The 15,680-nt window shown below is 57.3% G+C and carries 15 protein-coding genes; 6 read left to right on the top strand and 9 right to left on the bottom strand.

Translation table 11 applies throughout. The annotated features are described in order from the left end of the window. Positions 1-149 precede the first annotated feature (149 nt). Positions 150-791, bottom strand: a complete 642-nt coding sequence (gene purN, locus IM294_RS17455) for a phosphoribosylglycinamide formyltransferase (RefSeq protein ID WP_028014032.1) — start codon at positions 789-791, stop codon at positions 150-152. Next, entirely contained in the window at positions 788-1,825 is a 1,038-nt protein-coding gene (gene purM / locus IM294_RS17450) for a phosphoribosylformylglycinamidine cyclo-ligase (protein WP_008501643.1), read from the bottom strand. Before purM ends, purN begins: the two co-directional genes overlap by 4 nt. Before the next feature lie 266 nt (positions 1,826-2,091). On the opposite strand from purM, the gene IM294_RS17445 reads away from it, so the two are divergent. The 4 genes from IM294_RS17445 to IM294_RS17430 all read left to right on the top strand — a co-directional run bounded on the left by IM294_RS17445 (position 2,092) and on the right by IM294_RS17430 (position 6,536). Further along, positions 2,092-3,522, top strand: coding sequence for a 6-phospho-beta-glucosidase (locus IM294_RS17445; RefSeq protein WP_041908761.1), 1,431 nt, complete (start codon positions 2,092-2,094; stop codon positions 3,520-3,522). Between the two features lie 217 nt (positions 3,523-3,739). Beyond that, positions 3,740-4,366, top strand: coding sequence for a uracil phosphoribosyltransferase (gene upp, locus IM294_RS17440; RefSeq protein ID WP_008501641.1), 627 nt, complete (start codon positions 3,740-3,742; stop codon positions 4,364-4,366). An 82-nt stretch (positions 4,367-4,448) separates the two neighbouring features. Next, positions 4,449-5,738 (top strand): uracil permease, encoded by a 1,290-nt coding sequence (gene uraA, locus IM294_RS17435; RefSeq protein ID WP_126818710.1) that lies wholly within the window; start codon positions 4,449-4,451, stop codon positions 5,736-5,738. Positions 5,739-5,834: 96 nt separating this feature from the next. Continuing rightward, on the top strand, positions 5,835-6,536 hold the full coding sequence (locus IM294_RS17430) for a DnaA inactivator Hda (RefSeq protein WP_211438414.1): 702 nt from the start codon (positions 5,835-5,837) through the stop codon (positions 6,534-6,536). A gap of 86 nt (positions 6,537-6,622) precedes the next feature. Here the strand turns inward: IM294_RS17430 and IM294_RS17425 are convergent, their stop codons facing one another. From IM294_RS17425 to celB, 3 genes are read right to left on the bottom strand one after another with little or no spacing between them, the layout of a single operon-like run. Then, complete coding sequence (locus tag IM294_RS17425) at positions 6,623-8,041, bottom strand: M17 family metallopeptidase (RefSeq protein WP_126818726.1); 1,419 nt, start codon at positions 8,039-8,041, stop codon at positions 6,623-6,625. Continuing rightward, a complete protein-coding gene (locus IM294_RS17420; protein ID WP_126818712.1) occupies positions 8,041-8,997 on the bottom strand; it encodes a N(4)-(beta-N-acetylglucosaminyl)-L-asparaginase in 957 nt (318 codons plus the stop codon). The genes IM294_RS17425 and IM294_RS17420 overlap by 1 nt, the downstream gene beginning before the upstream one ends. 3 nt (positions 8,998-9,000) lie before the next feature. After that, on the bottom strand, positions 9,001-10,320 hold the full coding sequence (celB, locus tag IM294_RS17415) for a PTS cellobiose transporter subunit IIC (RefSeq protein WP_047368073.1): 1,320 nt from the start codon (positions 10,318-10,320) through the stop codon (positions 9,001-9,003). Positions 10,321-10,467: 147 nt separating this feature from the next. Between celB and IM294_RS17410 the strand changes: the two genes are divergently transcribed. Further along, positions 10,468-11,292, top strand: coding sequence for an XRE family transcriptional regulator (locus tag IM294_RS17410; protein WP_126818714.1), 825 nt, complete (start codon positions 10,468-10,470; stop codon positions 11,290-11,292). Here the strand turns inward: IM294_RS17410 and arsC are convergent. Both arsC and bepA read right to left on the bottom strand, forming a co-directional pair. Continuing rightward, entirely contained in the window at positions 11,289-11,645 is a 357-nt protein-coding gene (arsC, locus tag IM294_RS17405; RefSeq protein WP_126818715.1) for an arsenate reductase (glutaredoxin), read from the bottom strand. The genes IM294_RS17410 and arsC overlap by 4 nt on opposite strands. 13 nt (positions 11,646-11,658) lie before the next feature. Further along, the gene (gene bepA / locus IM294_RS17400) at positions 11,659-13,122 is read right to left on the bottom strand and encodes a beta-barrel assembly-enhancing protease (protein ID WP_193360370.1); all 1,464 of its coding nucleotides are present in this window, start codon (positions 13,120-13,122) and stop codon (positions 11,659-11,661) included. Between the two features lie 221 nt (positions 13,123-13,343). Here bepA and IM294_RS17395 point away from each other — a divergent pair, with 221 nt between their 5' ends. After that, complete coding sequence (locus tag IM294_RS17395; RefSeq protein WP_028014023.1) at positions 13,344-14,408, top strand: AI-2E family transporter; 1,065 nt, start codon at positions 13,344-13,346, stop codon at positions 14,406-14,408. A gap of 96 nt (positions 14,409-14,504) precedes the next feature. Here IM294_RS17395 and bcp read toward each other — a convergent pair whose 3' ends face one another. Together bcp and IM294_RS17385 are read right to left on the bottom strand one after the other, a co-directional pair. After that, a complete protein-coding gene (gene bcp, locus IM294_RS17390) occupies positions 14,505-14,975 on the bottom strand; it encodes a thioredoxin-dependent thiol peroxidase (RefSeq protein WP_014171119.1) in 471 nt (156 codons plus the stop codon). Beyond that, positions 14,975-15,544, bottom strand: coding sequence for a glycine cleavage system transcriptional repressor (locus IM294_RS17385; protein ID WP_126818717.1), 570 nt, complete (start codon positions 15,542-15,544; stop codon positions 14,975-14,977). Before IM294_RS17385 ends, bcp begins: the two co-directional genes overlap by 1 nt. Between the last annotated feature and the right edge of the window lie 136 nt (positions 15,545-15,680).

Here is a 15,680-nt window from a genome sequence, read left to right as displayed (position 1 = left end):
GTAAATCCGTCTCGTCCTTATTATGGCGAGCATTTCCACGATATGTCCAACAGTGCCAGAAAAGTATGACAGTTATTTTTTTTGTTGAGGAATTTAGCGGGTTGGGGGAGGGAATATCGGGTAAGCGAAGCGCCACCCGACATAGCAAACTACTCTTCGGCCGCATAACCCTGCGGGGGCAACTTCACGCCGTCCAGCCAGGCTGCGCCGTCGCGCATCTCCAGACGCCCGTCGACAAACCAGCTTACCACCAGCGGGTAAATGGCGTGCTCCTGCGTCTGCACGCGTTCGGTCACGTCGTCTTCGTTGTCGCCGTCAAAGACCGGGACTTTCGCCTGCAGGATCACCGGGCCACCGTCCAGCTCGTCGGTCACGAAATGGACGGAGGTACCGTGCTCCTCGTCACCGTTTTCCAGCACCTGACGATGGGTATGCAGGCCGGGATATTTTGGCAGCAGGGAAGGATGAATATTCAGCAGTCGACCGGCGTAGTGTTCGACGAAGGCCGGGCTCAGAATACGCATATAGCCCGCCAGCACCACGAGGTCGGGCGCGTAGGCGTCAATCTCCTGCACCAGCTCGCGGTCAAAGGCTTCACGTCCGGCGAACTGGCTGGCTTCCAGTGCGTGAGCGGGAATGTTCGCTTCCCGCGCGCGCTCAAGGCCGAACGCGTCGGCCTTGTTGCTGAAAACTGCCCGAATGGTGCCATTGATTTTCTTCTGTTTGCAGGCGTCTATGATGGCCTGCAAATTGCTTCCGTTGCCGGAAATGAGCACCACGATGTTTTTCATTCAATGACCACACGCTGTTCGGAATCGGAGGCTTTAATCGTACCGATTTTCCACGCGTTTTCACCTTTCTCGGTCAGCAGCTTAACCGCTTTATCCGCTTCGCTTGCCGGCAGGGCGATAACCATGCCCACGCCGCAGTTAAAGGTGCGGTACATTTCGTGAGAGCTCACGTTGCCTGCAGTCTGCAGCCAGTTAAAGACGGCTGGCCACTGCCATGAGGATTCGTCGATCACCGCCTGGGTGTTGTCAGGCAGCACGCGCGGGATGTTTTCCCAGAAGCCGCCGCCGGTCAGGTGAGCAATAGCGTGAACGTCAACGTTCTCGATAAGCTCCAGCACGTTTTTCACGTAGATGCGGGTTGGGGCCAGCAGGTGGTCAGCCAGCGGTTTGCCGTCCAGCTCGGTGGTCAGCGGATCGCAGCCGCTTACTTCGAGGATTTTACGCACCAGAGAGTAGCCGTTAGAGTGCGGGCCGCTGGAGGCCAGCGCGATCAGCACATCGCCATCGGCCACTTTGCTGCCGTCGATAATTTCTGATTTTTCTACTACGCCGACGCAGAAGCCCGCGACGTCATAATCTTCGCCGTGGTACATGCCCGGCATTTCAGCGGTTTCACCGCCCACCAGCGCACAGCCGGACTGCAGACAGCCTTCGGCGATACCGTTAATGACGCTGGCTGCGGTATCCACATCCAGTTTGCCGGTCGCGTAGTAATCGAGGAAGAACAGCGGCTCTGCGCCCTGAACCACCAGGTCGTTCACACACATCGCAACCAGATCGATACCGATCGTGTCGTGACGTTTTAAATCCATCGCCAGGCGCAGCTTGGTGCCTACGCCGTCAGTACCCGAGACCAGAACAGGTTCACGATATTTTTGCGGCAGCGCGCACAGTGCGCCGAATCCACCCAGACCACCCATCACTTCCGGGCGGCGGGTTTTCTTCACCACACCTTTGATTCGGTCAACCAGCGCATTACCTGCGTCAATATCAACACCGGCATCTTTGTAGCTGAGAGAAGTTTTGTTGGTCACGGCTTAAATCCCCACGCGATTGCATAGCTAGTAAGAAAAATCGGCGCAATTCTAACAGTCCAGGCAAACGTTTGCGAGCCTATTCTGGACGTGGGGATCTTTTTTTCTGTATAGCCCGTAAAAGCAGCCAAACTTGACTCCGTTCACGAAAATGAAACCGGTTTCGGCGATCTGCTTGCAACGAATATCCCCTTTGCACATCATCGAACTGAAACCGGTTTCTGTAATTGTTTTTGCAGAAAATAACGCAGAATGAGGGAAAGCGAATGTCAGGATTCAAAGCAGATTTTCTGTGGGGTGGGGCCGTTGCAGCTCACCAGCTTGAGGGCGGCTGGAAAGAGGGCGGTAAGGGCGTAAGCGTTGCCGACGTCATGACCGCGGGCGCGCACGGCGTGCCGCGTGAAATCACCAACGGCGTGCTGGAGGGGAAAAACTACCCTAACCATGAGGCTATCGATTTCTACCACCGTTATAAAGAAGACATCAAACTCTTTGCCGAGATGGGGTTCAAATGCTTCCGTACCTCCATCGCCTGGACGCGTATCTTCCCGAAAGGCGACGAGCTGGAGCCGAACGAGGCGGGCCTGAAATTCTATGACGATCTGTTCGACGAATGCCTGAAGTACGGCATTGAACCGGTTATCACGCTTTCCCACTTTGAGATGCCGTTCCACCTGGTGACGGAATACGGCGGCTGGCGCAACCGTAAGCTGATCGACTTCTTCGTGCGTTTTGCAAAGGTCGTTTTTGAGCGTTACCAGCACAAGGTGAAGTACTGGATGACCTTTAACGAGATCAACAACCAGGCTAACTTCCACGAAGACTTTGCGCCATTTACCAACTCCGGGCTGAAGTACGCGCCTGGTGAAGACCGCGAGCCGGTGATGTTCCAGGCGGCGCACTACGAACTGGTGGCCAGCGCCCTGGCGGTGAAGGCGGGCCGCGAGATTAACCCGTCGCTGCAGATCGGCTGCATGATTGCCATGTGCCCCATCTACCCGCTGACCTGTGCGCCGGACGACATGATGATGGCGATGAACGCCATGCACCGTCGCTACTGGTTTACCGACGTTCACGTGCGCGGCAAATATCCGCAGCATCTGCTCAACTACTTCGAGCGTCGCGGCTTCGCGCTGGATATCACCGAAGAAGATAAAGCCGCGCTGAAGCAGGGCTGCGTGGATTACATCGGGTTCAGCTACTACATGTCTTTCGCCACCAAAGCGACGGCAGATAACCCGGCGCTGGACTACGACGAGAGCAAGAGCCTGGTCTCCAACCCGTACGTGCAGAAATCCGACTGGGGCTGGCAGATTGATCCGGTCGGGCTGCGCTACTCCCTGAACTGGTTCTGGGATCACTACCAGCTGCCGCTGTTTATCGTTGAGAACGGCTTTGGCGCGATCGACGTGCAGGAGAGCGACGGCACGGTGAACGACCAGTACCGCATCGATTACCTTTCCGCACACATCCGCGAGATGAAAAAAGCAGTGGTGGAAGACGGCGTGGATCTGATGGGCTATACCCCGTGGGGCTGTATCGACCTGGTGTCTGCCGGAACGGGCGAAATGAAAAAACGCTACGGTTTTATCTTTGTCGATAAAGATAACGAAGGTAACGGCACCCTGAACCGCAGCAAGAAGAAATCGTTCGACTGGTATAAGCAGGTGATTGCGAGCAACGGCGATAACCTCTAATTGTCGGGTGGCGCTAACGCTTACCCGACCTACAATACACGTAGGCCCGCGTAAGCGCAGCGCCACCGGGCAAGACCCCGCACCCAAGCCGGAGCCCAGCCTCCGGTTTTTTTGTTTTTGATTGATATACGTCAAGCAAGTTGGGTATGGCGCAATCCGAAAAAAGCGGTATAATCCCGCGATTTTTTTGCGGATGCCACCTCAGAGGAGAAAGAGAATGAAGATTGTGGAAGTGAAACACCCACTCGTTAAACACAAGTTGGGCCTGATGCGTGAGCATGACATCAGCACGAAGCGTTTTCGCGAACTGGCTTCTGAAGTGGGCAGCCTGCTGACCTACGAAGCAACCTCCGATCTGGAAACAGAAAAAGTGACCATCGAAGGCTGGAACGGTCCGGTGCAGGTTGAGCAGATCAAAGGTAAGAAAATTACCGTAGTGCCTATCCTGCGTGCCGGTCTTGGCATGATGGAAGGCGTGCTGGAGCACGTACCGAGCGCGCGGATTAGCGTGGTCGGTATCTACCGTAACGAAGAGACGCTGGAGCCGGTACCTTACTTCCAGAAGCTGGTCTCTAACATCGACGAGCGCATGGCGCTGGTGGTTGACCCAATGCTGGCGACCGGCGGTTCAATGATCGCCACCATCGATCTGCTGAAAAAAGCGGGCTGCAGCAGCATTAAGGTGCTGGTTCTGGTTGCTGCTCCGGAAGGGATCGCGGCGCTGGAAAAAGCGCACCCGGACGTTGAGCTGTACACCGCCTCTATCGACCAGGGGCTGAACGAGCACGGGTACATCATCCCGGGGCTCGGCGATGCCGGCGATAAGATCTTTGGTACGAAATAATCGAATAACGATAAATAAGCCGACTTTGATAGTCGGCTTTTTTTTGAATAAAAACCAACAATACTACACAGAGGAAAACACTATGACGCGCCGTGCTATCGGGGTGAGTGAAAGACCGCCGCTTTTACAGACTATCCCGCTTAGTTTGCAGCACCTGTTCGCTATGTTTGGCGCAACCGTGCTGGTGCCAATCCTGTTTCACATTAACCCGGCTACCGTGCTGCTGTTCAACGGCATCGGTACGCTGCTGTACCTCTTTATCTGTAAAGGCAAAATCCCGGCGTATCTGGGGTCGAGCTTTGCTTTTATCTCGCCGGTGCTGCTGCTGCTGCCCCTTGGGTATGAAGTGGCGCTGGGCGGCTTTATCATGTGCGGCGTGCTGTTCTGCCTGGTCTCCTTCATCGTGAAGAAAGCCGGTACCGGCTGGCTGGACGTGATGTTCCCGCCTGCGGCGATGGGCGCCATCGTTGCCGTTATCGGCCTGGAGCTGGCGGGCGTGGCGGCGAATATGGCCGGCCTGCTGCCTGCGGACGGCCAGTCACCGGACTCCAAAACCATTATCATCTCGCTGGTGACGCTGGGCGTGACGGTATTTGGCTCCGTGCTGTTCCGCGGTTTTATGGCGATTATCCCGATCCTGATCGGCGTGCTGGCGGGCTACGCGCTCTCCTTCGTCATGGGCGTTGTGGATACCACCCCGATTGCCGAGGCGCACTGGTTCGCGCTGCCAACTTTCTACACCCCACGCTTTGAATGGTTCGCCATTTTCACCATTCTGCCTGCCGCGCTGGTGGTAATTGCGGAGCACGTTGGCCACCTGGTGGTGACGGCGAACATCGTGAAGCGCGACCTGATCCGCGACCCCGGTCTGCACCGCTCCATGTTTGCCAACGGTTTCTCCACCATCATCTCCGGTTTCTTCGGTTCCACGCCAAACACCACCTACGGTGAAAACATCGGCGTGATGGCGATTACCCGCGTCTACAGTACCTGGGTTATCGGCGGCGCGGCGATCATCGCCATTCTGCTCTCCTGCGTGGGCAAGCTGGCGGCAGCGATTCAGATCATTCCTGTGCCGGTGATGGGCGGCGTTTCCCTGCTGCTGTACGGGGTGATCGGTGCCTCCGGTATTCGCGTGCTGATTGAATCCAAAGTGGATTACAGCAAGGCGCAAAACCTGATCCTGACCTCCGTTATCCTGATCATCGGCGTGAGCGGCGCGAAGGTGCACATCGGTGCGGCCGAGCTGAAGGGCATGGCGCTGGCGACCATCGTGGGCGTGGGCCTGAGCCTGATTTTCAAGCTGATCTCGGTGATCCGTCCGGAAGAGGTGGTCCTGGACGCTGACGAAAGCGAAAAAACCCCACACTGATCCATTAACTGGGCGAAGGATCGCCCGGTTCTCTCCTGGCGGGTTCCGTGTTAAACTCATCGCCGATTTTATGTAAGATCTCTGGTTGAGGTATTTCTGAACGGACCGGCACAGCTCTCTCTGCCACTCTATCTCCCTGACGACGAAACTTTTGCGAGTTTCTGGCCGGGTGATAACCCCTCTTTACTGGCTGCACTGCAAAACGTGCTGCGTCAGGATCACAGCGGATACATCTATATCTGGTCACGCGAAGGCGCGGGGCGCAGCCACCTGCTGCATGCCGCCTGTGCCGAGCTTTCGGCGCGCGGCGATGCGGTCGGCTATGTGCCGCTGGATAAACGTACCTGGTTTGTGCCTGAAGTGCTTGAGGGCATGGAACATCTCTCGCTGGTCTGCATCGATAATATCGAATGCGTGGCGGGGGACGAGCCGTGGGAAATGGCGATCTTTAACCTCTACAACCGCATTCTGGAGTCGGGCAAAACCCGGCTGCTGATCACCGGCGATCGTCCGCCGCGCCAGCTTAATCTTGGGCTGCCGGATCTGGCGTCTCGTCTGGACTGGGGACAAATCTACAAGCTCCAGCCGCTATCAGATGAAGATAAGCTGCAGGCGTTACAGCTGCGAGCAAAGCAGCGCGGCTTTGAGCTGCCGGAAGACGTGGGCCGTTTCCTGCTCAAGCGTCTGGACCGTGAGATGCGTACCCTGTTTGATACACTCGATCAGCTCGATCGCGCCTCCATTACCGCCCAGCGCAAGCTGACCATTCCGTTTGTGAAAGATATTCTTAAGCTTTGAGTTTTTTGCCCGGTGGCGGCTACGCCTTACCGGGCCTACGAAAACCGCTCCCCTTGTAGGCCGGGTAAGGCGCAGCCGTCACCCGGCTAAAGATCCCCCACCAAGTGCTCCACCAGCAGCGGAATCGGCCTTCCTGACGCCACGCTCCTGCCGTTCTCGCGCCACAGCGCCGTGCCGCTGATGTCCAGATGCGCCCACGGGATCGTCTGCGGGCAAAAATGGTGAAGCAGCCACGCCGCAGAGGCGCTGATTGCCGCGTTGTTTGTCGGGGTGTTGCACAGATCGGCAATCGCGCTGTCGGTCTGCTTTTTCAGCCGCGCATCCAGCGGCAGGGACCACACCTCGTCACCGCTCCGTTTTCCCGCCTGCGTCAACGCGGCGCGCAGCGGTTCATCCTGCGTCATCAGCCCGCTCAGCTCATACCCCAGCGCTTTCACCACCGCACCGGTTAAGGTCGCCATATCAATGATATAGCGCGCCTGCGGATGGCGCTGGCTGGCCCAGGCGATGGCATCCGCCAGCACCAGTCGGCCTTCGGCGTCGGTGTTGTTGATTTCAACCGTCATGCCGTTGCAGGCCGTTGCTACCGAGCCGGGCTGCATGGCGTCCGGTCCGATGGCGTTTTCCGCCAGCGCCAGCACGCCCATGATGCGTACGGGCAGCGCCAGCTCTGCTACGGTCAGCATCAGCCCCAGCACGTTGGCCGCACCGCACATGTCGTATTTCATGGTGTACATGCCTGCGCCTTCCTTCAGCCACAGGCCGCCGGTATCGAAGGTAATGCCTTTACCTACGTAGCAGCGCACCGGGCCGTCAGAAATGCCGTCGTAATGAATAGCCAGCAGACGTGGCGGGCAGGTCGCCCCTTTGCCGACGGCGTTCAGCAGCCCAAGACCCTGCTCAACAATAGCCTTTTCGTTCAGCACCTCGCAGCGCAGGGCAGGGTAGGCGGCACACAGTTTTTGCGCCTCTTCGACCATAAACTGCGGCGTACAGCGATCGGACGGTATATCCGCCAGGCGACGCGCTGCGACCATGCCGTGAGCGATGGCCTGCTGCTGGCGGAAAATAGTTTCCAGCTTCGCCTGCTGTTCCGGCAGGCAGAGGGCGGTGATGTGCTTAATACGAACGCACTCACTGGTTTTTTTCAGCTGTAAATCGCTCAGCCTGTGCGCCTGATTAAAGAGAAAACGCAGCACCTGCGCCAGCACCACCTCGTCGATATCCGTCACGTCCAGCACGATATCTGCGCTGACGGGAGAGGCAATCAGCGGTCGCAGGGCGGTAAGCAGGCCTTCAGTGAGCGCGTCATGCCAGAGCGCATCCGGCAGCAGGGTGATGCGCGCAAAGGGCGCGCAGCCAAAGCGGGTGTCCGCGATGCCGTCAGAGTCACGCATTTCCGCAACAAGCGCGGTTTGCGGCAACTGCGCACAGGAGACGCGGGCGATTAAATGGCTTCGTGGCTTCGCGTCAGAAAGCGCGGTGATAAACTGATACGCGATCATCATGACTCCTCAATCGGTGCGCGGATCCGCGCGGCGTAGGCCTGCATCCACTCTTCGTCCACGGCGTGATAGTGCGTTTTCTCCCGCTGGCGCTCGGTACGAAAAACGGTGAGGGGCTGACGGGCCGTCGCCACCACAAACGAGAAGGTTTTGATGTTAGTGGCGGCGCCAAATTCGCCCCTGTTGTTCATGCACACCACGGAGAGATCGCCCACGCGACCGAAGCGCGACATCAGCTTGTCTTCCAGCTCGAACACCACGGAGTCTGCCGCCTGCTGCGGCGTCATACCCTGCGCCATGCGACGAACAATTTCGTAGCTCGTGCAGCCTTTCATCAGATCTTCACCGACGCCCGTAGCGGTGGCCGCGCCGGTTTCGCTGTCGCAGTAAAAGCCGGAGCCGATAATCGGCGAATCCCCAATGCGGCCGCGTTTTTTCATAAACAGGCCGCTGGTGGAGGTGGCAACGCTCATCGACCCCTGCTTATCGAGGCCGATAATGCCGACGGTGTCGTGTCCGTCGTACGGGCTTAAGCCTTTATCCAGCGTCTCGCGGCAGCGTTTGCGGTAGTGCTGCATAGCCCGTTCGGTGAGCATGCTTTTGTCGGCAAAGCCCTGACTTAGTGCCCATTCACGCGCGCCCTGGCCGACCAGCAGGCTGTTGTAGCGCTGGCGGCTGAGCGCGTGCGCCACGCGCACCGGGTTGGCGATATCCACCAGGTTCCCCACGGCACCGAACGCCAGCGTGTCGCCGTCCATGAATGCCGCATCCAGCTCGACTTCGCCGTTTTCGGTCGGTAGCCCGCCGTAGCCGACGGATTTATAAAACGGAAAGTCTTCGACGGCGGTGACGGCATCAACCACCGCCGTAGCGACCGGTTTTCCCGCCGCCAGGGCAGACGCAGATTCCGTTACCCCTTCAAGCGCCATTCGCCAGGTTGCGATAATTCCCCACATGCTTTACTCCTGTTTTGCAAGGGTGGTGTCGGTTTGCGTAACGGTGGCAATTTCCGCCGCGCGGTACTGTTTGTCCACGATACGCATGAAAGGCAGGTACAGCATGGCGCCAATCAGCAGGTTGATCAGCTGCATCACGCTGCCGCTCAGGTGTCCGGTGACGATAAAACCGCTGATCACCGGCGGCAGCGTCCAGGGGATAAACACCCCGGTGGTGACGGCGACCGCGCCAACCTTCATCGCCGCATACTGCACGGTGACCAGCACCAGCGGCACCAGGTTGAACGGAATAAGCATGATCGGGTTCATGATCACCGGCAGGCCAAACAGAATCGGCTCGTTGATGTTAAATACTGACGCCCCGGCGCCGAGGCGTGCCACTTCGCGCATGTTTTTACTGCGGGCGAAAATCAGCATCGCAATCACCAGCGACAGCGTGGCACCCGCGCCGCCCATCCAGATCATGTCAAAAAACTGTTCCGTGATAATGTGCGGCGGCGTCGTCCCCGCCTGGATCGCGGCGATGTTGTCGGTCTGGTTTTCCATCCACAGCGGACGAATGATGCCGTTAATCATCGAGCCGGAGTTAATGCCCACTGACCAGAGAATGGTGATGCTGAAGACGGTCATCAGCGCACCAAAATAGGAGGTGCCGTAGTGGCGCACCGGGGTAGCAACCACTTCATAAATAAACTGGTGGATGGTGTTGTAGTGAGTGTTTTCGAAGACGATGCGGATACCCAGCACCAGAATCATCACCAGCAGGGCGGGGATTAGCGCCGCGAACGACTCCTGCACCGCAGGAGGCACGCCGTCCGGCATTTTAATGACCAGATTTTTGCGCTTCAGCCAGCAGAACAGCTCCGTCCAGAGCAGCGAGCCGATCATCGCCACGAACAATCCTTTGCTGCCAATCCACTCCACCGGCATCACGGTAATACCGCCGTTTTCCGCCACCTTAATAAACGGCGTCAGGATCAGAAACGCGACCAGCGCCAGAATGCCGCAGGAGATGCGGTCCTCGCCGTAGTGTTCCGCCAGGCGGAAGGCGACCAGAAAGCTGATGAACAGCGACATGGTGGAGAACACCGCGTTGAATGGAATTTCAATAATCGCGCTCCAGCTCTCGCCAAAGGCCTGAGACATAAACTGCTGATAGGCCTGGTTAGGGAAGGAGGAGATAACCAGCAGAATGGAGCCGACGATAATAAACGGCATGAATGACACGTAGGCACCGCGAATGGCCCCGAGATGACGCTGCTGGGCCGTTTTCGCCGCCAGGGGCATCAGTTTTGCTTCAAGAAATCCCAGAACATTGTTCATTGTGAACTCCGTACAAGATTGAGGGGTGTTGTTTATGTTATGTCTGTGGATTATCAGTGAAGCGCGGCGAGCGAAAGGTGAAACCGGTCACAAAGCAATCGCCTGTGTTATATAAATCTCATATGATTAGTTAACGGAATTGTTGCGATGGAAATTAAACTTCACGCCAATGCGACCACCACGCCGCGCATCCGCCGCTATCTGCAACAGTCAGATAAAAGCGACAGAGAGCTTGCCATTGAGCTGGGGATCTCGGTCACGACCGTCAGGCGCTGGCGCAACCGCGACCAGGTTTCGGATAACCACACCACGCCAAAAGTGATACACAAAGCGTTGAGACAGGAGCAGGTGGCGCTGGTGAATGCGCTGCGCGACATCTCAGGGGCGCCGTTAGATGAACTGCTGCAGATGGTTAACGACGTGCTGGGGATCCGCGTTTCAAGGGCAACGCTGAATCGCTATCTCAAACCGGCCTCCGCGAAGCTAAAAGGGGGGCCATTGCAGGGAATAAAAGCGCTGAAGGCTGGCATGCGGCCGCATACGCTGATGCTCCATCATCTGCCTCTATCCCTGCACATGGACGATGGGGGTGAACAACACCTGCTCTGGGCGCGCGAACCGGTGAGCGGCTGGTGTTATGCCCGGCTCTATTCGGGACTGTCGCCCCAGTTGCTCAATACCTGGACGCGGGCGCTGCTTGATGACTGTCCGGCTAATATACAATCTATTGAGACTTTTGGTTTTGAGCTGACGGAGGCTGCAAAAGATGTGGCTGTCAAAACGCATCCCCAAAAACACAACGCGCTTCAGGTAGCGGTGCCATTAGGCGATGTTATTCCTCGCGTGAATGATGAACCGGCGGGAGAGGTGTTGATCGCGCTGTGCGAGTTTTATAACCGGGGCAAAACGCAGAAAAAGCTGGGAGAGAGTACGCCGCAGGCGTTTCTGGAAGCGCTGCGGCGTAAGGACTAGAGGATGTCGAGCACATCTTCCGGCGGACGGCCAATGCGCGCCTTGCCGTTCGCCACCACAATCGGGCGCTCAATCAGCTTTGGATTGTCGACCATCGCCTGTACCAGCTCAGCCTCGGTGAGGCGGTTGTCATCCAGATTAAGCGATTTATACAGATCCTCTTTCTGACGCATCAGTTCGCGCGCGCTGCCCATCCCCAGCATGTGCAGCAGCTCGCGGATCGTCTGCGCGTCCGGCGGCGTCTCCAGATACAGCACCACTTCCGGGTCGATGCCGTTAGATTTCAGCAGGCTGAGGGTGTCGCGGCTCTTGGAGCAGCGAGGGTTATGGTAAATTTGTACCGCGTCTGTCATGACTTCTCCTTTATTACATCTTCTCGTACGGCTTAAAGCGTTGTTGCAGGCCGCGCAGCTGGTCGATACGCGCGTCGTAGCGGGCCTGCTGCAGGCTGCCGAGCTTCACCTGCGAGCTGGCGCTGCTGAGCAGGGAAATAGCCTGATCGAGACGGCCCGCCAGCGCCAGCCCTTCAGCACGCGCCGCCAGTTCCTGATCGCGGTTACCCAGTTGCCCCTGTGTCTGAGCGAGCAGCTCCCAGCCGTTCTGGTCGTCTTTATTGTTAAACGTGTAGCGGTTCAGAATGGTTACGGCCTGCGCAGGCTGACCGCCCTGCAAGTAAGCGTTCGCCAGGTTAAGCTGCAGCACCGGGTTGGTCCGTATGTCTTTCGCCCCTTTCAGGCGGTTAATCGCATCAGTGGCTTTTTTCTGCCCCAGATCGATATCCGTCGAGAGATCGAGATACCACGGATTGTTCGGGTCGGCTGCCAGCAGCGGCTGCAGCGCTTTACGCGCCTCGTCGTATTTACTGGCTTCCATCGCCTGTAGCGCCTGACCATACTGCGCGGCATTTTTTTCCCGCACGTTGCCTTTCGCCAGGGTATCCAGCAGATCGCTGGTGAGCTGGTTACGTCCGGAGTTGTACATGCCGAGCGTTCTTACTTTCGCCATGTAGAAGTCCTGCGAAGACTGCACGACCACCGGGCGCATCTGGTTGGCACGGTTGCGTGCGTCCGAGAGACGGCTTTCCGGCAGCGGGTGGGTGAGCAAAATTTCCGGCGGACGGGAAGAATACCGTGCCTGGTCGAGCAGTTTTTCCAGGAAGCTCGGCATGGCCTGCGGGTCAAAGCCGGAGCGCTGTAAAACCTGAATGCCGATGCGGTCAGCTTCCTGCTCGTTTTGCTGGGTGAAGCTGATCATCCCCTGACGCGTTCCTGCAAGCGTACCGGTCAGGGCCGCCATCCCGGCCTGCGGGCTGGCCATCGCCAGCAGAATAGAGCCCAGTGCGCCCACCCAGGTGAGCGGGGCGTTACGCTTCTGGTCTTCCATTGCACGCGCGAGGTGGCGCTGGGTAACGTGCGAAATTTCGTGCGCCATTACCGAAGCCAGCTGGCTTTCGTTGTCTGAGTAACGGAATAACGCCGAATGCAGCACCACGTTTCCGCCGAAGAAGGCGAAGGCGTTGATTTCGTCGTTATTAATCAAATAGAAGTGGAAGGGCGTTTTTACCGAGTCGGCGTGCGCCACCAGGCGCATCCCCAGCCCGTTAATGTACTGCACCAGCAAAGGGTCGTTGATCAGCGGGGCGCTACCGCGCAGCTGGCGCACATAGTAATCACCCATCTGCATCTCTTGCCCGATAGAGAGCGTGCTTCCTGCCGTGGTGCCCATGTCCGGCAATGAATCGGACGAGTCAGCGAAAGCGGGCAACACCTGACCGACCGTCACTGCGGCAATCAGTGTTGCAACCAGTGTTTTTCTCAACTGCCTGAACATAACCACTGTCCTGTATGTTGGAGGTGCTAATTTGACCGATGAACCGGCATATCGTTCATCTCTGCTGCCCTGCGAGTGTAGCCGTGTTACCGCATGAAGAAAATCCCATTCATCAGGCTTTTGCGGATTGTGACAGGGATACAAAAAGCGAAAGTCTTTTTTGTGACAGTTAGATACAATTCACCGTCTCACTCCCGCCAATCGATTCAGGGAAGGGTTGTATGCTCGAAATGTTAATGCAGTGGTATCGGCGTCGGTTCAGTGACCCGGAAGCCATTGCTTTGCTGGTTATTCTGGTTGCCGGGTTCGGTATTCTGTTCTTCTTCAGCGGCCTGCTCGCCCCTCTGCTGGTGGCGATTGTGCTCGCATACCTGCTGGAGTGGCCAACGGCGCGCCTGGAACATATCGGCTGTTCGCGCCGCTGGGCGACCAGCATCGTGCTGGTGCTGTTTGTCGGCATTCTGCTGCTGATGGCATTTGTGGTGATGCCGGTTGCCTGGCAGCAGGGGATCTACCTGATCCGCGATATGCCCGGCATGTTGAACAAGCTGTCTGATTTCGCCGCCACGCTGCCGCGTCGTTACCCCGCGCTGATGGATGCGGGGATCATAGATGCGATGGCCGAAAACATGCGCGCCCGCATCATGACGATGGGCGATTCGGTGGTGAAATACTCTCTGGCCTCGCTGGTGGGGCTGCTGACGCTGGCCGTCTATCTTGTGCTCGTGCCGCTAATGGTGTTCTTCCTGGTCAAGGACAAAGAGCAGATGCTGAACGCGGTACGCCGCGTGCTGCCGCGCAATCGCGGGCTGGCCGGGCAGGTCTGGCAGGAGATGAACCAGCAGATCACCAACTACATTCGCGGCAAGGTGCTGGAGATGATCGTGGTGGGCGTGGCGACCTGGATTGGCTTCCTGATCTTCGGCCTGAACTACTCGCTGCTGCTGGCGGTACTGGTCGGATTTTCGGTTCTGATCCCGTATATCGGCGCGTTTGTGGTAACCATTCCGGTGGTGGGCGTTGCGCTGTTCCAGTTTGGTCTGGGTACCGAGTTCTGGAGCTGCTTTGCGGTATACCTGATTATTCAGGGGCTGGACGGTAACCTGCTGGTGCCGGTGCTGTTCTCCGAGGCCGTGAACCTGCATCCGCTGGTGATTATCCTGTCGGTGGTGATTTTCGGCGGGCTGTGGGGGTTCTGGGGCGTGTTCTTTGCCATTCCGCTGGCGACGTTGATTAAAGCGGTGGTGCACGCGTGGCCGGATGTGCCTGCGGTGGAGGAGAAGTAGTTTTTGTGCGGCCTGATGCCCTCACCCCGAGCCTCTTCCACAGGGAGAGGGGGAAAACACTAAAAACGGCAACCTGGGTTGCCGTTTTGCTGTTTATCAGGCGCTTTGTTTCAGCCAGTTCAACACCACGTCGTGGTGGTTGCTGGTTTTGAAGTCGTCAAACACATGTTCAACTTTACCGTCAGCGTCAATCAGGAAGCTGATGCGGTGAATGCCGTCGTAGGTTTTACCCATAAAGGTCTTTTCACCCCAGACGCCGAACTGCTCGCAGACCTGGTGGTCTTCGTCGGAAAGCAGCGTGAAGTTCAGCAGCTCTTTTTCCGCAAATCGTGACAGCTTTTCTGGTTTATCCGTGCTGATTCCCAGCACTTCCACGCCGACTTTCTTCAACTCGTCCATGTTGTCGCGTAAGCCGCAGGCCTGTACGGTGCAGCCGGGGGTCATGGCTTTCGGGTAGAAATAGACCAGAACACGCTGTCCCTGGAAGTCGGTCAAATTTACTTGCTCACCGTCTTGATCCGGTAAGCTAAATTTCGGTGCGATGTCACCGGCTTTCAGTGGATTCATTACTCAACTCCATCCTGTTCGTGCTGCGAATAATTGACGACGCTTATACTGCCCTGCGCGTTTAATCCTGTACAGAGGGCTTTGAACGCTTGCTCGATATTTGACGCATCCTGCGAGGCAGGGCTGTGTGCGGTAATTTGAATAAAGAGCGTGGGAACGGTGCTTTCGTCGCCCGGCTGCGTGCGGGAGACGAGTTCGGCAATGTTCATCTGATGGCTGTCGAACAGCGCGGTAAAGCGCTCAATCAGATGCGGAGAATCAGGGACTTCAACCTGCACCCAGACGGTCGCGGGCATGGCCGGACGCGGGCGCGCGGTGGTGCGCTTCATGACGATCAGCAAATCCAGCTCCGCGCCTTTCAGCGGCAGGGTGGATTCAATAAGGGTAATGGCATTCCATGTTCCGGACAGCAGCATGATAAACGTGAACTCTTCGCCGAGCATCGCCAGGCGGCTGTCTTCGATGTTACAGCCGCAGCTGCTCACGTGACGGGTGATGGTGTTCACGATACCCGGCCTGTCGGCACCCAGCGCGGTGATAACCAGGTAATGTTGTGATGAGGTTGTCAAACCTGTTCTTCCTTTGCATGGTTAAGTCTTCCTAAGGAAAGCATAAAAAAAACGTGCATACAACCGCCAGAGGGCCTCAGGTCGCTTGCTTTTATTACAGTTCCAAACGTACCATTGAGGCTCTTGTTCGCACAGA

It is taken from the genome of Enterobacter cloacae complex sp. P43RS, assembly GCF_014930585.1.
Classification (GTDB): Bacteria; Pseudomonadota; Gammaproteobacteria; order Enterobacterales; family Enterobacteriaceae; genus Enterobacter; species Enterobacter bugandensis.
The sequence above is the reverse complement of the archived record's forward strand: the minus strand, read 5'-3'. Positions and strand labels throughout refer to the sequence as shown.